Here is a 22,071-nt window from a genome sequence, read left to right on the forward strand (position 1 = left end):
TTGGCTGATTTTGCTCAGCAATGAATTGGCGACAATGTAGAGGAATACGAATTGAATATCAATGGTTGGTTGTGTCTTTGCGTCGCGCCGATGGTGCCCGGAACAGGCGGGTCGACGTCATCCTTCCGGGCGGGAGAAGTGTCATGAAGATTCGCTTTGATGCGGGACGTCGCTTCGCGTGGCTGGCGGTGAGTTGCGGTGCATTGACTTTAGGAATGTCGACTGCGCACGCCGATGAAGATCACTTGAGCGCGGTAGTCAAGCGCGGCACGCTGTTGTGCGGCACGGACAACGCAACGCCGGGCTTCGGCTATCTGAATACGAAGACCGGCAAGATGGAAGGGATGGACGTCGACCTGTGCAAGGCGACCGCTGCCGCCGTACTTGGGGACCCGAAGAAGGTCCAGTACGTGATCGTCACGGACCGGAGCCGCTTCAACGCGCTTCGCACCGGACAGGCCGACGTCGTGTTCGCCCATAGTACGGTTACGCCGACGCGCGAGTCGGCGGCGCTTAGCATTTCCTTCTTGCCCACCAACTTTTATGACGGCACCGGCGTCCTCGTCAAGACCGCACTGAAAGTTAAACACATTAGCGACCTCAACGGCGCAACGTTCTGCACCACCCAAGGTTCGGAAACGGAACAGATGCTGGCCGGTTACTTCAAGGCTCACAACTGGAAAACATCGACAAAGGCGCTGACTTATCAGGACACAAACAAACTGTTCGACGCCCTGAATTCCGGACGTTGTGATGCGATGGTGACGGACAAGTCTGCTTTGGCTGGCTGGCGCGGTAATGCGAGCAATCCGGCTGCTTTCGAGATTCTCCCTGAGGCGTTCGACAAATCACCGCTCGCTGGATTCGTATCGCAGAGCGATCCTCGCTGGCACGCCGCGTTGACGTGGATTGTGTTTGCGACCTTCGAAGCCGAAGAGCATGGCATCACCTCAGCCAATCTCCCAACCTTCGTGAAGACCACCGATCCGTACCTGAAAAAATTCCTGGGGGTGAACGGTACGCTCGGCAAGGACTTCGGTCTGCAGCCTGATTTTGTGCAGAAGGTCATCGCGTCCGTCGGCAATTACGGGGAAATCTACGACCGCAACATTGGCCCAAAGACACCTTATGCAATCGAGCGCAAGGGTTCTCTGAACGCGGCGTGGAACGAAGGCGGCATGATGTATTCGCCGCCTTGGTATTAAACAGCGTGAGTCGCGCTGAAGCCGGTGGCGAGTAGGCTGCCGCCGTCTTCAGCGGAGTCCGGATATGAAACCAGATGAACTGTCCGACCGTAGTGGAAGTTCTGACGTCAGTGGAGAAGGAACCGTGTCGCAAGTAGAGCCGTTCAGCACGGAAAACAGATCGTTCGGCCGTCCTCCTTCGCCCGCCTCACGATCGGAGTTGAAGCGGCGGAGGTTGGCACGCACACGAGCAGCGGCGATCCAGACGCTGATTCTTGCGGGCATCGTCGCGGCCGTATTGGCCTTCCTGGGCATGGTATGGGCAGGTCTTCGACGCCATGGCATCGGTTTTAGCCTCGACTTTCTCGAGCAGCCCGCCGGCTTCAACCTCAGTGAAGGTCTCACGATAGCCAAGGGTCCGCATGGCCTGTCGCTGGTGCCGTTCGATTCCCAGCAGACCTACGCCCAGGCGCTGTTTGCGGGTTTATATAACACGCTCGTCGTCGCGCTTATATCGATCGTGCTTGCCACCGTTATTGGCGTGATTGTCGGCATTGGGCGGATGTCGAAGAATTGGGTTGTCAAAAACTGGGCGTGGGCGTTTGTCGAACTCATACGAAATACGCCGTTGCTCATTCAGCTCATCTTCTGGTATTTCGCTGTGCTGCTGCAACTGCCGAGCCTGGCGGATGCGTCGCTGTTGCATGGCGCATTGATCGCGAGCCGGCAAGGTGTGTTTATCCCGTGGCTGGTCGCAACGCCGGCTTTATCCCGCTACGCGTGGTTTGCAGGACTCGCGGTGGCCGTGTTCGCCATTGGCGTGCTGCTTCGCACACCAGGTCGGCGGCGCGTGGCTTTTGCAACCGGTGCCGGGATACTGCTGCTGGGCCTGGCGTTCGCTGGACGGCCATTCAGCATCGACATGCCGCAGGCCAGCGCCTTTTCGGTGTCGGGCGGCGCTGGCTTCTCTCCGGAGATGGCCAGTCTGATCATCGCACTCGGCGTGAATTTCGCCGCGTATGTGGCTGAAGTGGTCCGCGGCGCGGTGCAATCGATCGACAGAGGGCAGTGGGAAGCCGCTGCGGCATTAGGTCTTGCTCATCGCGAATCCCTCTGGGTCGTCGTCTTGCCGCAGGCGGTACGCGTCATTCTGCCTTCGCTTGGCAACCTGTACGTCACCGTGGCGAAGAGCACGTCCTTTGCGATTGCGATCGGCTTTCCCGATATGTTCAGTGTATATGGGACTGTCGCCAACCAGACCGGCCGGGCGCTGGAAGGCATCATCATCGTCATGGTGGTCTACACGCTGATCAGTTTGTCCATCAGCGCAATCGCGAATCTGTACAACCGGCATGTCATGAAGAAAGGAGCACGGTAATGGCGAAGACGATCGGCCGCTGGGCGCGGCACAACCTGTTTGCGAGCCCATCCAGTTCGCTGCTCTCTCTCGTGTCGATTCCGCTGACGCTATATGTCGCGATCCTGGCCGCGCGCTGGGTCCTGTTCACGGCGCATTGGTCGGTCGTGGTCGACAATCTGGCCGTATTGCTGGTCGGGACGTTTCCCAGGGACCAGATCTGGCGTGCGCTGGTTGCTGGGGCCGGACTGAGCGCACTGTTCGGCATGACCCTAGGTCTCGTGTTGATCGCGAAACGCTGGAAGCGCTACGTTGTCATCGCAGCCGCTCTGGCGTTGGCCGCCGCAGTATCTTACGGGATGCAACTGCAGTGGCTCGCCGGTGCGTTCGGCTGCCTGTCCATTGCCCTTGCAGCATGCGCCGCTACGAGCCGCTGGCCGCAGATCGGTCGCGGCATGGGCCTGTTGTGGCTTCTGGGCGTGGGTGCCCTCTGCGCGTTGCTGGTTCCGGCCGGCGTCGACCGATGGGGTGGTCTGCTTCTGAGCGTCCTCGTGACGGTGATTGCCACCTTGCTCAGCCTGCCGGTAGGCATCCTGCTGGCATTCGGCAGAAATAGTCGATTCTCGAGCCTGCGACTGGCGTGCTCGGGGTACATCGAATTGATGCGTTCCGTGCCGCTCGTCTGTACCGTCTACTGGTCATGGATCATTATTCCGCTGGTGTTTCCCCCTGACATTCACATTCCCGATCTGGCTCGGGGCGTCGCGGGTTTCGTACTGTTCTACGCGGCCTACGCCGCCGAGTATGTACGTGCGGGTATTCAGAGCGTGCCGCGGGGGCAATCGGAGGCAGCCCGGTCATTGGGCTTCAGCAAGCTGGACGAGAGTTTCATCGTCGTTCTTCCGCAGGCGTTGAAGGCGGTGATTCCTGCGCTCGTCGGGAACGTGCTTGACCTGTTCAACAACGTACCAGCGCTGTTCATCATCGGGCTCACCGATTTCCTGAAGGCCGGACAGACGGTGCTCGCCAATCCGCAGTACAGCAGCTCGCAATATGAAGTCTACGTTTTTCTGTTCGCAGCTTACCTTGCGATCGGCTCGCTCATATCGTACGGGGCCCGCCGTATCGAACTGAAGATGAGCGAAGGGGCGCGCTAACCGGCGCGTCGAACAAACTGATGGCCGGCCTCTTTGCTGGGTGAAGATATTTTTGACGAAGGAGTGGATATGTCCGCGATTGTCCAAATGCACAGGCTGAACAAATCGTACGGCGCATTTCACGTGTTGAAAGACATAGATCTGCAGGTACAGGGTGGCGAAGTGGTTGTCATTATCGGTGCGAGCGGCTCCGGCAAGTCGACCCTGATTCGTTGCGTCAACGGGCTGGAGAATTTTGGCGACGGACGGCTGATTGTCGATGGCATTGAGCTGGCGCCATCGGAGGATGGGTTCGGAACGTCGAGGAAGGAATTGGCCGGTATCCGCAGGGAAGTCGGCATGGTGTTCCAGCACTTCAACCTGTTTCCGCACAAGACTGTTCTGGAAAACGTGATGCTTGCGCCGATCCGCGTCCGCAGGTGGCCACGTGCGCGTGCTGAAACGATTGCCCGCAAGCTCCTCGAGCGCGTTGGCTTGCGCGACCATGTCGACAAGTACCCCTCCCAGCTTTCCGGCGGGCAGCAGCAGCGGGTCGCCATTGCCCGTTCGCTGGCTATGGAGCCGCGGATCATGCTGTTTGACGAGCCGACCTCGGCACTTGACCCGGAAATGGTAGGCGAGGTTCTTGAAGTGATGCGCGAGCTTGCCAGTTCGGGGATGACGATGATGATCGTTACCCATGAAATGGGCTTCGCGCGCGAGGTGGCAGACCGGGTCATCTACATGGACCACGGCAAGGTGCTCGAACAGGGCACGCCGGCAGTCATTTTCGACAGTCCCACGCATGAGCGAACGCGAACGTTCCTGTCACGGGTACTCAAGCATTGATGCCGCAGCGACGCTCACCGATCCAGGAACGTATGCCGCCCGCGCATGGGTGAGGGTGGTATTGAGACGGCCAGCGTCGACATGAAAGCGGCCGATGCGCCACCCGGCGCGAGCTCAAGCTAGACGGGCGATTTGAAGAAGTCGGATTTTCAATAGAACACCTTGGGAAATACAACGATGAAACTGCTTCGTTATGGGCCAAAAGGCCAGGAAAAACCGGGCTTGCTGGATCACGAAGGCAAGATTCGCGATCTGTCGGATGTCGTTTCCGACATCGCTGGTGAGGTGCTGACGGACGCCGGACTTGCTCGGGTGCGCGCGGTCGATCCCGCGTCGTTGCCTCTCGTGCCGGGCGAACCGCGCATCGGTCCGTGCGTGGGCGACATCGGCAAGTTTGTCTGCATCGGCCTGAACTACGTCGACCACGCGGCCGAGTCGAATCTGCCGGTGCCCACTGAGCCGATTGTGTTCAACAAGTGGACGAGCGCCGTGTGCGGTCCGAATGACGGCGTTGAAATCCCGCGTGGTTCCAAGAAGACCGACTGGGAGGTTGAACTCGGAGTCGTCATCGGCAAGCCTTGCAAGTACGTCGACGAAGCAGATGCGCTTGCGTACGTAGCGGGGTACTGCGTCATCAACGACCTTTCGGAGCGCGAATGGCAGATCGAACGCGGCGGTACCTGGGATAAGGGTAAGGGCTGCGATACGTTCGGTCCGATCGGTCCCTGGCTCGTGACACGCGACGAGGTGGCCGATCCGCAGGCACTCGATCTGTGGCTCGAAGTCGACGGCCATCGCTACCAGAATGGCAATACGCGCACCATGGTGTTCAGTGTCGCGAAGCTGGTCTCGTATCTGTCCCGGTGCATGAGTCTGCAACCGGGTGATGTGATCTCCACCGGCACGCCGCCGGGAGTCGGAATGGGTGTCAAGCCGTCGCCGATCTACCTGAAGGCGGGTCAGAGGATTCGCCTTGGCATCGAGGGCCTCGGCGAACAGCGCCAGACTGCGTACGCGGCCGAATGACACGTTGGTCGCCTGCATTCCGGCGAACAACCCAACGGCGAGCTTGTTCTTCCTTGCATGCCCCGGGGGACAGTCCGCGTGAACTGCCCCCCGTGAAATGCACATGCAGTTGTCCAAACGTTTCTGTTGGCGCTGGCGCCGTCCACTGCTCGCGCACGAGAATCTCCCTCACGATGACGCCAAAAAGTAAGGCGATCAGAAAACCACGGGCTAACATGCTCTGTTCGCTGCGCGAACGCTCAAGACAATGATCTCGACCGAGGACCTGCACTTTTTCACCATGCTTGCGAGTGCCGTGTCGCTGGCGGATGCCGCGCGTAAGCTCAATGTCACGCCGCCCGCGGTCACGCAGCGACTGCGTCTCCTGGAAACCCGGTTGGGCATGCGGTTAATCGACCGGTCGGGTCGGCGCATGGTGCTCACCGATGAGGGCGAGCTCCTTGCAATACATGCGCGCCGGATCTGCGATGACATCGGCAATTTGTCGGACAGGCTGGCGTCGCGACGCGATACGGTGACCGGACATCTGCGCGTGATTGCGCCGCTCGGTTTCGGGCAGCGTTACGTCGCGCCGGCCATTTTGCAGTTTCGCAGCCTCTATCCGGGAGTGGGCGCAAGCCTGATGCTATCCGATCGTCCCGCGCGCATTTCAAACGACATGTGGGATCTGATGGTCCATATCGGCGAATTGCGCGATTCGTCGCTCGTCAGCCGGCGCCTTGCGCCTAACCGGCGCATCCTGTGCGCCGCGCCTCGCTATCTGGCCCAGCGCGGCGAACCACGGCATCCGGACGAACTGCTCGCGCATGACTGTATTGCGCTGCGCGAAAACGATGAGGACGTGACCATGTGGCGCTTCACGCCGAAACATGACGGCACACCGGCGAACGTCCGTATCGAGCCGGTCTTGACGAGCAATGACGGCGGCACCGTGCGCGATTGGGCGCTTGCGGGGCTCGGCATCATTGCGCGTTCCGAGTGGGACGTCGCCGAACATCTGCACGCGGGGCGGCTCGTCCCGCTGCTCGAGGCATGGACGCAGCCGGACGCCGATATCGTTGCGCTGATCAGTTCGCGGCATGGACGCTCGCTGCGTGCTACGCGTTTTCTGGACCTTCTTCAGACGTCGACGTTGCAACAACCCTGGTTACCGCGCGGTGGCCTCGAATAACCCCAGCGTGGCAAGCGCGGACAGGCCTCAGGTGCTGCTGTGCTGCTGGATTGATGACTCCCGTGAGTACCACGTGACCAGCATGGTATCGCGCGCGGCGCCGCCATGCTGCGATCAAACGCCCTGATGCACTTCAATTGCGGTAGTCGGGTTCCGCATGCCAAATGCCGGCGTTAAGTTGGTCTGGCGCCGTGGGCCCAACGATCGACTGAGAGTTCCTGCAGAGGGCACCTTGTCCCAATTTGCAGCCGCCCTTTAAATGCGCGATCTGCACCTTTCTTACCTGACTAACTTCCCCAGTAGTTGGCCTCAAAACCTATAGATCGGTCACCAGCTCTGGAAAATGGGTGGACCTCCACATTCAATGCCGAACGTAAAAGTGCAGACTTCTCGGGACGGTTTTTTCACGGAAGTGATAGGCAAACTTTCTCCGGGTTTGCACTGCGTTGGTGAAAACCGTCCGAAAACGCACAACGAGTTAACGTTTTAGGTTCTCCCACTAGCTTTGCCCAGGTACGACATTACAGCTTTGCCATAACAAACTTTGTCAAAGCCATTTCAAGATGTCGCAGTGGCGGCCAGATAGAAATGTCGTGTTTTTACGGGTTAAAAGGCCTGTCTCCAAAGGGTTACCGTTCACTCAGTGTTGAAGGACAGTGCCTGAAAAGGCAGGGCGCTTAGACGGCCCATCACGATGGATGGCTCAGTCGACGAAAACGCGGGCCGAGAAATGTCCAGCTGCAATCGCGGGCGCGTCGCACTCGGAGCGCTCGTGCGAGCCGATTCGCATCGTTGACAGGACAACGTGATGCATTTGTCACATTCTGTTGATACACAGGAAGTGCAATCCGCGAAGGAGGTTGATTTGGACGTCCGAAAGTCAGCGTGACACGTCGATAGCGCAACGAAGCATCCATTTGAGACCTGCTTCGTCGACCTTGGTGTGCGCACGAGTAACGGATGGCCGACCGGGGTACGCGTTTTTTGCGTGGGCTATCCAATCCAGGACCGGTGGCCGGTGCTGGACCTTGAGGTCGCCTACGAACAGACGCTCAACGACCTGCCAAAACGCGGCGAATTAGAGCTTGGTCCAGGCGGGGGTTCCAAAGGTTTACTTGTCTCTTAAAGCCTCCTGCCCGAATCTCTGAAAAGAGTGCGCGAACAGGTCCTCGTCACCATCATCGGGCGTGATGAGACCAAAACCCTTTGCGTCCTTGAACCACTTCACACTACCTGAAGCCGTAGTTCGAAAACCTGTTGTTTGACGATGTGTCGCCGACGGGTTGACCTACCAGCCTCTCCCTTCGAATACAGCCTTACGCCAGGCCTTCAAAAATCCCCCGAGTCCGCCGTCCATCCAGAAAACACCAGCGCAGTCCGAGAGTGCGATTCGAGGCCTTCCCCGGGTCGCAGCCCGCATCGAGCAGCCACCGTGTCATATAAAGCAGCGGGACACGACTAACGCATACCCCGGACCCTCACGCCGCAAGCGTCCAGCGTATCCGGGTTTTAATCGGCCGTTTGCGCATCGCCGCTATGCAAACGGTCCGCTCGTTAGCGGCACATCGACGCGACCCAAGCGTGTCGAACTTGCAGGAGAAGTATCATGAAGTATTCACTGAAGCTCGCCCTGGCCTGCTGGACCGTTGCTGGAACGTGTGCGACGGGCGCCGCGTTTGCTCAAGGTGGTGGAAATGGCAATGGTGGGAGTGGCGGAGGCAACGCGCATGGCGCGGCGACGGCCGGCATGACCTACCACGGGGACCCTGTCTCGGGCCCGCTTGCTGCGATACCCGGCAAAGTGGAAAACAGCACATCCGGGTATGGCGGTGTATCCGGAAGCATCGGTGCAAGTGGTAGTTTAACGCCCTCGGGAGCGGCTACCTGTGGTCATCGGCCCCAATGCAACGCCGACAGCGGCCACTAAACAAAGAAATCCAAAACGGTGGGGCTTTCGCGGATTGGCTTGCCTCATCCGCGAAAAGCCCTGTCGGGCGGTAGCCGGCAGAATGGCGGTCGCGTAGGTCGGTCGCTGACTCGTCGGGTCAGCTGAACAAACCTGGCCCGTTTCCGGTGAACGTCCGTAAAGCGGATTGAGGCTGGGTCGTGCGGTCACGCTTACTGCGGTCTTGTCCTTTACGAGCATCTGAAAAATTCGCCTTGTACGTCCGGAAGCGCGGTCAGGTTCGAGGTCAAAGCGATAGGTTTTTCGATTGTACCGGCGATACCTGAAGTCGCTGCCAGTCTAGAGGGGAGCCTTGCCGCAGACACGGTGCATCAGCGTGCAGCTGAGGCAGACATTTTCGTTGTTGCTAGAAGCTTTTAAATTCTAGATGCCGCACCGACGAAAGCCATTCGCTAGATATTCTTTACTTCTTCTACCTAGCCATTTGCGCCGCCACGCGCGGTCCGGAAAATAGGTAAGCTTGATAAGAAACGCTCACATTCGCGTGTAATCAATTTGATGATGCGCGATGCGGACGCCTTCCAGCTCCGCTCTGGCCTGTAGGCGTACCGGATGGTGGGCATACTGCTTCAGCGCATCCATCGACTCGAATTCGGAGTAGAGAACGACATCGCAGGCATAGTCCACGCGACTAACGTCGACTCCGACCTCAAGATGTCGCAGACACGGGATTCGGCCGCGCATGCCCTCAAATATGCGCTTGACCTGCAGCGCCGCACGCTCCCGTTCCGCCGCTGACTCCCTACGGACGTCCCGCATCACGATGAGCTTAATCATCTCCTTCCTCCTCGGTTCGCTGCACAGACGGACGGTCCGGGCGAGCGTGATTGCTGACCGCGAACTGGGGGAGGTAGTTCATCAGGAACCTGACGCGGAATACCGGAGTCGCGGGTCGGTTCAGAGCTAGTGCGTCACTGCGACTCCGGGGCGTCGAGTCGCGCTTGCGCAATCTCGGGCGGGTGTTGACAATGATACGCATCGAACAGTTGCGAGCAGAGCTGGCCAAGCGACTCAAGGCCAACGGCCTGGTCCGCGTGCTCGACCTCGCCTGCGCTGAGCATGTCATCGAGAACCGGAGCGAGACGGCGCAGTCGTACAAACATGGCGGCTTCTACTTTCATTTTGGACCTCCTGTTGCCGGACGGTGGAGCGCACCCTGGTCGTCCATCACCGGGCGATGCTTCGTTAGTGACTTCGACTCAACATACGCCAAGTCCAGCGAGCGTCAGGTGCCTGTGCGGGTCTTGACCAGCTCGCTGCCCAGAATCATTGAGTCTCCTCCGCGGTTTCGGGGACGGTAGACCGAGTCGCCCAGGTTGATAGGCTTGCCGGACAGGGCGCAACGCCCCGACGCGCGAGCGAGACACGGCGACCAGACCTGCTCTTCGTAGTTGCAAAGCGTCGGGGTCACGCTAACACCGTGAACACGAATTCGACAGGCGCTGCACGACCGTCACAGTAAGGGTGGTGCGCACGTCGCCGCGGTCCGTCTGCCGCGGACGGAACGACGCCCAAGCGTCCGGGCGCTTCGCAGACGAAGCGCAGTAAGCGGACTTCGACCGGGGTGGCCGGCCCGGTCGATGCGGCGAGCGGTGATGGCCTGAAGCAGTGCGGGGACAATAGACGTATGTTGGAGCCATTCTCTGACAGGATGTCCGAAGTCGTATTGGGTTCAACGTTCAACATCGTGTTCCTCCCTTTAGCACTGTTTCGGGCGGCTGTGCTCTCGTCGATGCGGTACTCCTCGACGGAGACAGGAATGGTTTTCCATTGCCGGCGTATCGCCGGGACCGGTCACGGCGATTGAACCCTACCGTGAACTGTGCAGCCGAAGCAGTTCGAGCAGGCGCGAGGCTGCAAATGGTTTTCTCAGAAACGCCGACACCCGCAGGTGGGGCGGCGGTGTCGCCACCGCTGAATTCAGAAGGACAGGAATAGTTGCAAACTCCGGCTCGGCCGCGAGCGCGCCGATGAGGGCGGCACCGTCCATGACCGGCATCGTGAAATCCGAAACCACGATGTCCGGGCGCCTTCGGCGCGCTGCGTGCAGTGCCTCATCCCCGTTCGACGCAGTCATAACCTCGTAACCTTCCCCGCAGACCAACGTCTCAAGCGCCTGAAGCAGGTTCATGTCGTCGTCGACCAGTAATACCGTCACCATGACCCGGCCCAAAGCGGTGGGTTTTCACTTCTCTGTCTGCCCGGCAACGGCTATTCCGTTGCTCGCGCGCGTTGCAGAGGTCGAATGCCCGCTGACTTGCGGAGTTCTGCGCTGTCATCACGGCGAGCGCTGTCTCGATGAGACAAGAATAGGCTTTGGCGAAGGGCGAATCTACTCTGCGGTTGGATATGCCGATGCCGCGTTAGCGTAACTCGCTTATACGAGCGTATAACCGCGGTGAGGAGACTTATCGAGCGGTGTCGTACTGCAACAAACGGGCAAAAGCGCTCCGCGTCTCGGACCGATACAGCGCTTGTCTGTTCGTCCGGCAGATTTTTTCATTCTTTAAGTAACGCCGGAATGAGAACCGAACAGTCGGAGAAGTCGAAAGCGTCGGCTATTATCCGGAGACCTATGCAAGCGATGGGTGCAGTGGCGCTAAAGGGAGACGTTCTGTGCGCACGACAGTTTCTTCACATGAAAGCAGAAGCCTGCGGTACCTGGCGACGCTGTGGATGGCAGGCTGTATCGCGCTCGGAGCCGTCACTGCAACCTGTGTCCTGCTGGACCAGGAAGAGAGCACCGCTGGCTTCCTGCTTCTGGTTGTCGTTGTTCTCCTGTCCCTGCTGGACAGCTTCATCTCATCGGTCATTTTCTCGGTTGTCGGCGCCGCGCTGCTCAGCTATTTTTTCACGGCACCCATCAATAGCATTCACATCAGCAAACCCCAGGATTCCTTCGCCCTTGTTGCCTTTCTCGTCACGTCACTCGCAATCACTACCCTGGTCAGGCGGATTGGCCGCGTTGAAAAGACGCAGCGCGCGCAGGCAGAGTTGCTGGAGCTGACACACGACAGTATCATCGTGCGCGATAAAAACAACGTGATTACATACTGGAATCATGCAGCAGAGTCGCTCTATGGATGGAAGAAGGAAGAGGCGATGGGGAAGTTCATCGACGAATTTCTGAGGACGGTGTTCCCACTGCCTCGAGATGAGCTCCAGCGGATTTTTCTTCGCGAGGGCCAGTGGGAGGGCGAGTTAATTCACAAGAGGCGGGATGGCACCGAGATAATCGTGACAAGCCGCTGGGCGCTGCAGCGCGACGGCGCGGGAAACCCGCTGGCCACGCTTGAGACCAACAATGACATCACGGAGCGCAGGCGCGCCGAGGAGCAGCTTCGAAAAAGTCAGGCACAATACTTTGCTGAAGCACAGAAGCTGAGCAAGACCGGCAGTTTCGATTGGAATGTCTCGAGCGGCGAACTCTTCTGGTCCGAGCAGACTTCTTCCATCTTCGAATACGAGCTGGCGGTCGCGCCCACCATCGAACTGGTCAGGCAGCGGGTGCATCCAGACGATATTCCCCTGTTCGACGAGAAAGTTGCAAACGCGCGCAGTTTGGCTGCCGGGTTTGACATCGAGCATCGGCTGCTTTTTCCTGATGGACGCATCAAGTATCTCCACGTCGTTGGAAGGGCAGCGAACGGTCAGCCGGATAACGAACAGCTCATTGGGGCCGTGATGGATGTGACGCGAGCCAAGCAAACCGAGGAGCAGTTGCGGCATGCGCAAAGCGAACTTGGACGCGTAGGCCGGGTAACGGCGCTTGGTGAGCTGAGCGCATCAATCGCCCACGAAGTGGGACAGCCCCTTGCCGCCATCGTAACAAGCGGTGAAGCATGTCTGCGCTGGCTGCATCGCCAGCCTCCGAACATGGAAGAAATAGAGGGTTGCGTGAGCCACATGACAGACCAGGGAAATCGAGCTGCAGAAATCGTGCAACGCGTGAGGGCGCTCATGAAGGGGGCGCCGCCGGACCGGGCAGCGATTGCAATCAATGACGTGATCGAGGAGGCGATTATCCTTATCAGGCGAGATATTGAGCGCCAGAGTGCCTCTCTGACACGTCGTCTTGCCAGGGAGCTACCGCTGATACAGGGCGACCGTGTGCAACTCCAGCAGGTGCTCGTCAATTTAATCATCAACGGTCTGCAGGCGATGGCGAGCGTCAACGGCAGGCGCGAACTTGTCGTTCAGTCCCGCCTTGACCCTGAAGGCAATGTTGTCGTGGCGGTAAGGGACTCGGGAGCTGGCATCCACGAGGCCAATCTTCCGCAACTCTTTGAACCGTTTTTTACGACACGCAGTTCCGGCATGGGAATGGGGCTTGCTATTTCCAGTTCTATTGTTGAAGCCCACCGTGGGCAAATCTGGGCCTCCAATAACCCTGAAGGTGGTGCGACGTTCTCGTTCAGCCTTCCGCCAGCCATGAAGGAGGAGGTGCGAAAGTGACGTACGGTGACCGACGCGCACATAGTTCGGTTCACATATACATTTGTACGATGTCACCGAACGCGGCTGTGAAGTAATCTGCTAATCAGGAGAGGCGGGCGGCACCGACCACACGTCATCCTCAGAGAGAATAATCGAGGGCCCCATTTTGCAAATTACGCCAGTCGTTTCGATTGTCGACGACGATTCAGCCGTCCGTGTTGCGTTAAGCAGCCTTATCCGGTCGCTTGGCTGGACCGTGCGCATGTATGAGTCGGCAGAAGAATTTCTTGCATCCGGGCAGGCCGCTCATACCTCCTGCCTGATTTCCGACATCCGTATGCCTGGGATGTCGGGTATCGAGATGCATGAGCGCCTTCGCGCCCAGGGACATGCCCCGGCCACCATTTTTATCAGTGCATATCCGACGTCGGCATTGCAGGCAAAAGCGGCGAGTAACGGCGCACTTGTGGTGCTCCAGAAGCCTTACCAGGCCACTGCAATGACTCACTGGCTCTCGGTCGCTCTCGGAAATCCGTAGCGAATCATCGACGCTGTGCAGAAGTGCTAACGCACGACGGCACTCAATGATGACCGCCGTGGGGCAGACGGGGCGGAGACACCCTCTGATGTTCTTGCTCTGGCTCTCTAAAACTGCAAGCGCGGCCAGCGGCTGGCAAACCACCGGTCCCATTACACTCACGGGTGCCGCATCGACGGAGTAATTGTTAGGCCAACCAGCAATCCTTCCGGAGAAAGAAATCGTGTGACTGTTTGACCCCACGGTTCCTTCTTGCTCTTAATGAGAATTCGATAGCCTCGAGATTCCAGTTCCGCAGTTGCTCCTTCGACATCCTCGACATCAAATTCGAGCCATGCCTGGGGAACGGGCGTGTCGTCCGGCCAGGAATCTTTGCCAAAGCAGGACTGCGCCGCCTGCTCGAGCGGCCATAAAGCAAAACTCTGAACTCCTTTCAGAGCCTCAGTATGCAGATAACCGCCCGCCTCCTCCTTGAATGAGATATTGAACGTCTCCCCGTACAAGTTCCGTCCCGCGATTTTATCGCGGACGATTGGTCCAAATCCGGCAACGAACAGGACCTTGATGCGCTCAAAATCTTGCATGTGAACACCTCCTTTGACTGCGGATGCGGCAGGTAGTGGGCGCGTTCCAGCATGGACAAATCACGGATGAAGCGGCTCACACCTTTCTTCTGCCGGCTTGACTGCAGCTTTCGCGGTTACGCAGCGCGATTGCGGAACCGGGCGATTCAATGGCCATGCCCGCCTCCGTGCCCGCCATGACCGCCCCAGTGGCTATGTCCACCACCCCAGTAACCGAAGTTGAACGACACCGACGGCCCCCACCAGCCGGGCCCGCCATACCACGGGTAGGGGGGATAGTACGCCGGGTAGTAGGCGGGCGCGACGTACATGGGCGCCGGAAAGACATACGCGGGTTCACTCGGGGATGCGGGCGGGATGTTCTGGGCGTCGGCGCCGTTCGACAAGCCGTAGCGTTGAGCAGGGACTTCGTGCTGGGTAGCGACAGTAGGAACGGCGGGATAATATCCGTATGGATAGTAGCCGGGGTAGACGTAGTAGCAGCCGGACAGCGCAAGCAGTACAACGGTGCTACGGTCAACAACAATTCGGGCGTGACCACGACGACAGTCCGACTTTTGAACTCGGAGGATGCCGGCAGCGCCCACGTCGTTACCAGTGTGACCCTTGAGCACGGCGTGCTATGGGAACCGACTATTGGCAAGAACAGCAAGGCGGCGGTGGCACTCAATACGGGGCATCCGTTCTACACGAAAGCGTAGGCGCATATGACGGGTTGTAACCTCCGCTGGGTCATTTCCTCAAGTAGGGACTCGCGCCCGTTAATTCGCTTTGTCTAGATTCAAATCGAAATGTGAGCGAGGAGCGGCCGTATAGAACCCGACCAGGGGAAGGTGTCAGCGGCCGCCGCCATGTCCGCCCCGGCCTCCATGTCCACCTTCGCCGGCATGTCCGCCCCAACCTCCGCGTCCGCCGTGCCAGCCACCGTGCCAACGGTCGCCGTGCCAGTAATTGCCGTACCGGCCGCCCCAGGCGCCGCAGTCGCCCCAAATACCGCAGGTCCCGTACCCCGGCCCGTACGAGGGATAGCCGTAGACTGAATCGTATGGCTGGACATTTCCATATCCTGGTGCGACGGCGCACCCACACAGGCTCGCTGCCACAGTAAGCAACGCAACTAACTTACGCACGAATTTCTCCCGAGTGATGCTGAGGGTAAAACACGTAGCGGGAGCGGGCAGCAACGAGAGTAGTTGCGATAGCCGAGACCATCGAAAGAAAGCTTGCTGCGGCTTGATTCTTCGATTTTCTCACGCTCAATACCAAGCCTAAGGACGACAAGCCGCCATGTGGCCACTTCACCCCTTACTCCTTAACTGCGCTCGCCGAAACAGCGGACACGGAAAAATATAGAGTGGTGTCCATGGCGTACGGATGGACGCGAGATTACGAACAAGTCATAAACGTCACACTCATCCGACGCTGGAGTCGTGCAAGAGGTTTGCTCCTCTTATCCGTGCTTCAAACTCGCTCGCATAACGTCGATGCGCCTGCAAGACCCTAGAAGCAGCAGCTTCGAGGGTTGAGATAGATATCAGCTTGCCTCGCCCGGTCGCACCTGGAGCCAGGCCGCGCGATGCGGTATTACGTCACGGTTCGTATTCAGTTGACAGAACGTCGGGCGCCACCCGGCCGTTGACGCACGGTACAAAGACGTGGCGATTCCGCGGACCTTCCAACTTGCAAGACCCATTCATTTGAAACGCTATGTGACGGCTCGTTGCCTCGTTGCCTGGAAGCCGGCATTTTTGTTTACCGCCCCGGCCGTGGTTACAACGGCGTAACTGCTTTTTAAGGCTGTCCTAACTCTTGCATGCCATCGTTGCCAGGACTCACATCAAAGCTTCTGTTTTGCCGCCGGCGCATCAGCAGCGTCTTTGCCCGGCCATTAGCGCTACGGCGACGGCACCGAAATAGCTACGAAAGGAAATTCAACCCACCATGTCTATCAAATTGCGAACCCGAACACAAACCCGACCGACCACCCGCAGCAAGCATTCTGTCGATGGTTTCAGCTGCCGCAACCACTCCCGCTACTCTCCGCACCCGCGACGTGTCTCGCCCTCAGCTCCGGGAGACATTCGTGCGTAAGTTAATAGTGTTACTCGCCGTGGCAGCGAGCCTAGGTGGTTGCGCCGTCGCAGCAGGGTATGGAAATGCACAGCCATATGGAGATGCGCAGCAATACAATTCTATCTACGGCTATCCTTTCTACGGGCCGGGGTACGGGACCTGCAGTATTTGGGGCGATTGCGGCACCTGGGGTGGCTGGTACGGCTATCACTGGTACGGGTACCGTGGGCACGGTGGATGGCATGGCGGGCACGGTGGATGGCATGGTGGTCATGGAGGTTGGGGAGGACATGGCGGCGGAGGCGGGCATGGCGGCCGCTGAAACGTTCCCTTGGCCGTTCCATACGGCCGCTCATATTTCGCTTTGAATCGGCCAGTCGATGCTCGTAGAAAGCATAGGTTAAAGCGAGGAATATCTGCGACGGGGCGTCGCAGATATTCCATTTGAGGTAAACGGACCATTAGTGCCCACGCCATCAAAAAACGACCAAGGAATCGATGCCTTTCGCGGTTAGTCCCCAAACGGGTTGCCGGTGCCTTTCACTTCGGTATTGAGGTTGTATTCCGCACGCACGACCTTGAGTACGCCCTCGATGTCGCGCTCGAAGCCGACCGCGTTGCCGAAGTGAGTCATGTTCCAGTTGCAGCCTGTCTTGTCAACCTCTTGCAACTGCGGCCGCGGCACACGAAACTTCACGCCATCCTCGACGATTTCCTGCAATCGATGGATTCGCCGGTTGACCTCCTGCTGTAGCTGCGAAGCGTTGAGCGTCTTGCGTATCATCCAAGTCTCCTTCCGGTTGCTCAAGACAGTCTAGCGCAAGTGAGGCGTTTCGCGACCTCGCGCTGAAAAGCAAGTGCCTGAGAGAGAGCAGGCACCTTGGTCCGTCGGGGTGCGTCAGTAAGTCCGTACGCGACAATCACGGCGACGCTGCCGCCAATGCCACGACCACCGGCGGCGCCGACGACCGACATGCTATTCACTGCTCGCTTTGTCTTCGTTTTAGATTCAATGTCTTCGGTCGCAGAACCACGTTCGAGGACCAGCATGCGAATCATGGTCCATGACGGGTCGCGTTTTCTTTGCAATCAAAGCGTCAGCTTGAGATGCAGCTTCTTCAGCTTCGTCTGGTTTTGTTCTAGTGTTGCCATTGCGACCCTCAAGATGATTGCTGACTCACCGCACCACGTCATAGGCGTCGTCATCAACACGTAACGCGAACAGCAAAGGTTGCGTAACCTGTTTCACCATTTCAGATGCGCCCGACAAATCACCAGAAGCAAAAATCCGGGAGTAAAGTCATGAAATCAATGCGCTGTGTGGTCCGGAGCTCGGCATTAGTCGGACGCGCCTGCATCGTTGTCCTGATGTTACTGATGCCATGTTCCAGCCACTCACAGGCATCTGGCACTGCAGCAGCGTCGATGCCAACATCTCGGCCCCCCGTACCGTCAATCAGGCTCCCGCCCTCCGTGTCTTCATCTACGAATGCCCCAGCTATTGCAGCCAGTGTCGCGTCGCAAGTGTCTCAGCAGCCAGCTCTGACGGGGAAAAGCTCCCCTTCAGGTCAGTCTACCAATCCTGCACCAGGCACCACGTCCGTATCGGCTCCCGCAAGCGGCGTCGCGCCCGAGCCGAGCGAGCAAGTGGGGAAGAGCTATGGTTGGCTTATTGCAAGCGGTCTCGCTGCGTTATCACTGTTTGCGTCCATATTCGCCATCCTTCTGTCGATTTTGACAATCTGGCGCAATTGGTCCATTGCCCGTGTCAATCTTGTCGCCAACTGCCACAAGACATACGGCGATATCTTCAGCGAGCTTTTTGAGCTCAACGAAGAGGCGAAGATGCAGGGTCCGGTGCCAGCCGGGCTACCGGGGACCGCGAATCCGCCGGCGGTCGACCCTATGCCTGTTATCAAGCGGCGGGCGCACAAACTTCTGCTGAGGCTATGGAACCTGCAGCACGAACAATATCTCTACTTTCGGGAGGAGCTCATTCCGCAACCCGTGTTCGAGAGCTGGCTGATCTATCGATACGCGGACTACCGCAGCACTGATTACAATTTTGACGGCATTGGCTACAAGTGGACGTGGGACACACGGAAAAGAGAATTCGCCCACCAAAGCGATTTCGTTGAGCTTATGGACCTTGCCATGGACACAGCCAACAAGCACTCGAACGCTGCTGACGCCGCATCGCTCGCAGTGCAGGACGCAATGTACCTATACAAACGCTCAACTGCGGGGTCAAACATCCGGCGCCATTGGAGCAGAATCGCAGATTTCTATAAACACTGAAGGGTGGGCGACAATCGCGATGAGGCAGCCGACGCGAGTGCGAAGACAAGTCAGACATACATATGCTTCCGGTGCAGCGGAAGCTTCATTAGCAGGCTGTTGAAAAACTGTTTCGAGGGGTGCTCGCAAGCGGTTTTCCGGGGTGACCTCACCCTTACCGAGGTTGCGCGAGCGGCTTGCAGGCCGTTTTGTGAGGCCCGTGATTTTCACTGGCGCTTCGTCAGGGAGAATTTCAACAGCCTGTTAGAAAGACGAGTACGCTATGGGCGAAAGATACTTCTTTTTCGCCCGGTCGGAATGATGCACCGGCGGAGCATAAGTTACGGCACGGGATACGAGATGGTCCACGTTGAACGATTAGAGTACGTTCGTACATGAAACCGGTGCAAACGACCACAGCACCGAAAGTCCTATATCGGGGCGGCTCATAACGCGCCCAAACGCCGCCAGCAAAAACTGCAGTAACCTGAACTGCACCCCAAAAGTTGGACACCGATCCAACCTTTTGGGGTGTTTTTCATGACGAAGTACAGTGAGCAGTTAAAGCTGAAGCTGGTGAAGCAGTACGTGGCCGGTTCGGCTGGTGTCGAGGTACTTGCAAAGCGGTATGGAGTGAGTCGCTCGGTTTTACAGCTGTGGATTTCGGCCTACGAGCAACATGGACGGGACGGACTGCGCAAGAAATTCAGTCACTATGACGCGCAGTTCAGGATGTCGGTACTCATGCACATGTGGCAGAAGGATTTGCCATACCGGCAGGTGGCTGCGGTGTTCGACATCCGCAGTCCGGGCTGCATAGCGCAATGGGAACGCCGGTATCATGAAGGCGGTATCGACGCACTGGCGCCTCGTCCACGATGGCGCCGCAAAACCATGACCCAGCCAGTTCCTGAAAAGCCGACCGAAGACAGTGCGCCAGATAAGCGCACGCGTGAGCAGTTGCTCAAGGAAAACGAGTACCTGCGCGCGGAGGTGGCCTATCTAAAAAAGCTCGATGCCCTGCTTCAGGCAAAGAAGCAGGGCGTGCAGAAGAAAAAGCGCAAATAGTGCAGGAGCTCCGGCAGCACCACCCGATGCCCGCTTTGCTGAAGGCAGCGGGTCTGGCGCGCAGCACGTTCTATTACCAGTTGAGCGTGCCGGATGCCGGTGAGCGGCACAAGGACCTCAAAACCCGCATCAAGACTGTGTATGAACGCCACAAGGGCCGTTATGGCTACCGGCGCATCACGGCGGCGATCCGGCAGGCAGGCCCGAGCGTGAACCACAAGACGGTGCAACGTCTGATGGGAGAACTGAAACTGAAATCGCTGGTGCGCGCGAAGAAATACCGCTCATGGCGCGGCGAAGTCGGCCGTATTGCGCCGAACCTGTTAAACCGCGAGTTCAGCGCACAGCAGCCCAATCAGAAGTGGGTGACGGACGTGACGGAGTTCAACGTGCTGGGTCAGAAGCTGTATCTCTCGCCGATCATGGATCTGTATAACGGCGAGATCGTGGCTTATCAGATGAACACCCGACCGGTCTTCGATCTGGTCAGCAGCATGCTAAAAAAAGCGCTGGCAAAGCTTGGTCCCCAGGAGACCCCGCTGCTGCATTCAGACCAGGGCTGGCAGTACCAGATGCCTGCTTACCGGAGGCTGCTGGATCAACACGGCCTGACGCAGAGCATGTCGCGCAAGGCAAACTGCTACGACAATGCGGCAATGGAAAGCTTCTTTGGCACGCTCAAGGCGGAGTTCTTCCGGCTGAGCAGGTTTGAAAGTATCGACGAGTTGAAGGCTGGCATCAGACAATACATTCACTACTACAACCACAAACGCATCAAGCTCAAACTGAACGGGCTGAGTCCTGTGATGTACAGAACCCAGCCCGCTCAAACCTGAACTCAAACTGTCCAACTTTGCGGGGTCAGTTCAACCTCGCCAACTTTGTTAAATATTTCTGAATGTGTGTAGTCTCTCGCATCGCTCCCGTAGATGACTTCCAGATGTGCTGGCTGCTGCGCAAGAGGGCTATATGAATTCAGGAAGCGGTTGAACGCGTCTTGCCATGCGGCCAATCATATTCAAATCGCGCAATGCGAATGCCAAAGCGATTTCCGCCGCGTGTCTGAGTTCAAGAGCGTCGTAAATTCCCTAACATCCCGCTCAATCAAGGTAACTGGAATACCTCGTTGAGTCGCCACTAGGGCGCATGCGACTCCGGATACGCCTCCGCCTAGAATCAGTAGCTCGTTTCCGAGGGTGCCGTCGATTTCTTCAGAGTCAGCGGCCAACCCTTCTGTCAGAAGAATCGCTCGAAACATTTGGTCACGGACGCTTCCCGTACGAAGGCCGGTGAGGTCATAACAACTTTCGCTGACGCGGTGAAACGCCAAGACCTGGTTTCGGAGCATCGCGCTCTCAGAAGACTATGACCTCCCATCGAGAGTACGAGATGGGGGCGAACTTGTTGAACTGCCAGTATCAGCGAACCCTGGAACGCCGCTCAATTACGAGTACACGCTCCCTATGCGATTCCAAGAAGCTACCCGTGAGCCAAAGTAATGGCAGATAGCAGCCGACAATCTAAGCTATCGCAGTAGCGAAAAATAGTCCAAAGGTTCGTGCAAAACTGCCCAATTCCATAACTACGCCCACCTTTTTTCAGGAAGAATCGACTTCGCGGTTTTCGGCCGCTTCACGGATGTGGAACCTGCCTCGCAACATCCCTGCGAGGACGCGGTCACCTTGACTTTAGGGAGGCAAGACAGGTCCTCAATAATCGCACATTCCCTCGTCGGCCCTTCGCAGCATACCTCGTTGCAGCTCTCGACAAACGCCATCAGAGTCGTTTCAAGCTGTCGCATTTCCTCCAGCTTTGCGCGCACTGCGTCCAGATGCACGTGCGCCATGTCACGCACTTCCACGCAAGAGCTGACTCCGTCCTCAAAAAGTTTTGACCAGTAGGCGAAACACGGCCGGATGTGAATGCCTGTGTCAACGGCGCCGAACGCCCATCAAGGGGGATTCGAACGCGCTCGAGCTTGGGCTGACAGGATGAACCCCGATTTGGGGTTCGTCGAATCACGTCCGCGAGCATTCAGTCGCTAGCGGGCGCAGCCGTCGGTGAATCAGTCGTCATCGTCGCCATGATGATGACGTTCCCATCCACGGTGGCGACCGTGGTCATGCCACCTGCGCTCGTCATAATCCCCTTCATAGCGGTAACTGTAGCCGTAGACCGGAGCGGGTGCGTAAACCACCGGTGGGGGAGCCTCGTATACGACTGGGGGTGGCGCGACATAGACGGGCCCGGGCACCCCCAGATAAACTCCGATGTCAGCGTGGGCGAGAGCCGCACTGGATGCGCACGCAGCGGAAAGTCCCACTGCCAGAAAAAGGGTCGCGTGTTTCATGGAGTTCTCCTGTCCTGCTCATTTCTGCCGGCCGCCAAACAATGGCGAACGACGC

General features: G+C 58.1%; 18 protein-coding genes and 1 pseudogene. 11 read left to right on the forward strand and 8 right to left on the reverse strand.

The features are described from left to right. The first annotated feature begins 77 nt into the window (after positions 1-77). From RI103_RS19970 to RI103_RS19995, 6 genes are all read left to right on the forward strand, one after another. A complete protein-coding gene (locus RI103_RS19970; protein ID WP_310817087.1) occupies positions 78-1,205 on the forward strand; it encodes a transporter substrate-binding domain-containing protein in 1,128 nt (375 codons plus the stop codon). A gap of 64 nt (positions 1,206-1,269) precedes the next feature. Beyond that, positions 1,270-2,562, forward strand: coding sequence for an ABC transporter permease subunit (locus RI103_RS19975; RefSeq protein WP_310817088.1), 1,293 nt, complete (start codon positions 1,270-1,272; stop codon positions 2,560-2,562). Further along, complete coding sequence (locus RI103_RS19980; RefSeq protein ID WP_310817089.1) at positions 2,562-3,698, forward strand: amino acid ABC transporter permease; 1,137 nt, start codon at positions 2,562-2,564, stop codon at positions 3,696-3,698. The genes RI103_RS19975 and RI103_RS19980 overlap by 1 nt, the downstream gene beginning before the upstream one ends. Positions 3,699-3,767: 69 nt before the next feature. Then, on the forward strand, positions 3,768-4,526 hold the full coding sequence (locus tag RI103_RS19985) for an amino acid ABC transporter ATP-binding protein (RefSeq protein ID WP_310817091.1): 759 nt from the start codon (positions 3,768-3,770) through the stop codon (positions 4,524-4,526). A gap of 177 nt (positions 4,527-4,703) precedes the next feature. Further along, entirely contained in the window at positions 4,704-5,552 is an 849-nt protein-coding gene (locus RI103_RS19990) for an ureidoglycolate lyase (protein ID WP_310817092.1), read from the forward strand. 247 nt (positions 5,553-5,799) lie between these two features. After that, complete coding sequence (locus tag RI103_RS19995; RefSeq protein ID WP_310817094.1) at positions 5,800-6,723, forward strand: LysR family transcriptional regulator; 924 nt, start codon at positions 5,800-5,802, stop codon at positions 6,721-6,723. Between the two features lie 1,121 nt (positions 6,724-7,844). Here RI103_RS19995 and RI103_RS20000 read toward each other — a convergent pair. The 5 genes and pseudogenes from RI103_RS20000 to RI103_RS20025 form a co-directional block, all read right to left on the reverse strand. Next, positions 7,845-7,951 (reverse strand): annotated as a pseudogene (locus RI103_RS20000) (cold shock domain-containing protein); the annotation flags it as partial. 1,212 nt (positions 7,952-9,163) lie between these two features. Then, positions 9,164-9,466 (reverse strand): Dabb family protein, encoded by a 303-nt coding sequence (locus tag RI103_RS20010; RefSeq protein WP_310817096.1) that lies wholly within the window; start codon positions 9,464-9,466, stop codon positions 9,164-9,166. A 134-nt stretch (positions 9,467-9,600) separates the two neighbouring features. Continuing rightward, positions 9,601-9,810: a hypothetical protein gene (locus RI103_RS20015; RefSeq protein ID WP_310817097.1), complete on the reverse strand. Its 210-nt coding sequence runs from the start codon at positions 9,808-9,810 to the stop codon at positions 9,601-9,603. A 104-nt stretch (positions 9,811-9,914) separates the two neighbouring features. Continuing rightward, on the reverse strand, positions 9,915-10,100 hold the full coding sequence (locus RI103_RS20020; RefSeq protein ID WP_310817098.1) for a DUF3331 domain-containing protein: 186 nt from the start codon (positions 10,098-10,100) through the stop codon (positions 9,915-9,917). Between the two features lie 399 nt (positions 10,101-10,499). Further along, a complete protein-coding gene (locus RI103_RS20025; protein WP_310817099.1) occupies positions 10,500-10,850 on the reverse strand; it encodes a response regulator in 351 nt (116 codons plus the stop codon). A 455-nt stretch (positions 10,851-11,305) separates the two neighbouring features. On the opposite strand from RI103_RS20025, the gene RI103_RS20030 reads away from it, so the two are divergent. Together RI103_RS20030 and RI103_RS20035 are read left to right on the forward strand one after the other, a co-directional pair. Beyond that, positions 11,306-13,144 (forward strand): ATP-binding protein, encoded by a 1,839-nt coding sequence (locus RI103_RS20030; protein WP_310817100.1) that lies wholly within the window; start codon positions 11,306-11,308, stop codon positions 13,142-13,144. A 148-nt stretch (positions 13,145-13,292) separates the two neighbouring features. Continuing rightward, the gene (locus tag RI103_RS20035) at positions 13,293-13,664 is read left to right on the forward strand and encodes a response regulator (RefSeq protein WP_310817101.1); all 372 of its coding nucleotides are present in this window, start codon (positions 13,293-13,295) and stop codon (positions 13,662-13,664) included. Positions 13,665-13,822: 158 nt separating this feature from the next. On the opposite strand, the gene RI103_RS20040 is transcribed toward RI103_RS20035, so the two are convergent. Further along, complete coding sequence (locus RI103_RS20040; protein WP_310817103.1) at positions 13,823-14,248, reverse strand: VOC family protein; 426 nt, start codon at positions 14,246-14,248, stop codon at positions 13,823-13,825. A gap of 2,150 nt (positions 14,249-16,398) precedes the next feature. On the opposite strand from RI103_RS20040, the gene RI103_RS20045 reads away from it, so the two are divergent. After that, a complete protein-coding gene (locus RI103_RS20045; RefSeq protein ID WP_310817106.1) occupies positions 16,399-16,689 on the forward strand; it encodes a hypothetical protein in 291 nt (96 codons plus the stop codon). A gap of 143 nt (positions 16,690-16,832) precedes the next feature. Here the strand turns inward: RI103_RS20045 and RI103_RS20050 are convergent, their stop codons facing one another. Next, positions 16,833-17,105 carry a hypothetical protein gene (locus RI103_RS20050; RefSeq protein ID WP_310817107.1) on the reverse strand — a complete coding sequence of 91 codons (273 nt, stop codon included), beginning with the start codon at positions 17,103-17,105 and terminating at the stop codon, positions 16,833-16,835. 863 nt (positions 17,106-17,968) lie between these two features. On the opposite strand from RI103_RS20050, the gene RI103_RS20055 reads away from it, so the two are divergent. Next, positions 17,969-18,619 carry a hypothetical protein gene (locus RI103_RS20055; RefSeq protein WP_310817108.1) on the forward strand — a complete coding sequence of 217 codons (651 nt, stop codon included), beginning with the start codon at positions 17,969-17,971 and terminating at the stop codon, positions 18,617-18,619. A gap of 519 nt (positions 18,620-19,138) precedes the next feature. Further along, positions 19,139-20,502, forward strand: a protein-coding gene (locus RI103_RS20060; protein ID WP_310812641.1) for an IS3 family transposase whose coding sequence is annotated in 2 segments (ribosomal slippage) — positions 19,139-19,601 and positions 19,601-20,502 — 1,365 coding nt in all. Because the reading frame shifts where the segments join, the coding sequence is not laid out codon by codon here. A gap of 1,229 nt (positions 20,503-21,731) precedes the next feature. Here the strand turns inward: RI103_RS20060 and RI103_RS20065 are convergent. Then, a complete protein-coding gene (locus tag RI103_RS20065) occupies positions 21,732-22,016 on the reverse strand; it encodes a hypothetical protein (protein WP_310817110.1) in 285 nt (94 codons plus the stop codon). Between the last annotated feature and the right edge of the window lie 55 nt (positions 22,017-22,071).

Origin of the sequence: Paraburkholderia sp. FT54 (assembly GCF_031585635.1) — a bacterium.
Lineage (GTDB): Bacteria > Pseudomonadota > Gammaproteobacteria > Burkholderiales > Burkholderiaceae > Paraburkholderia.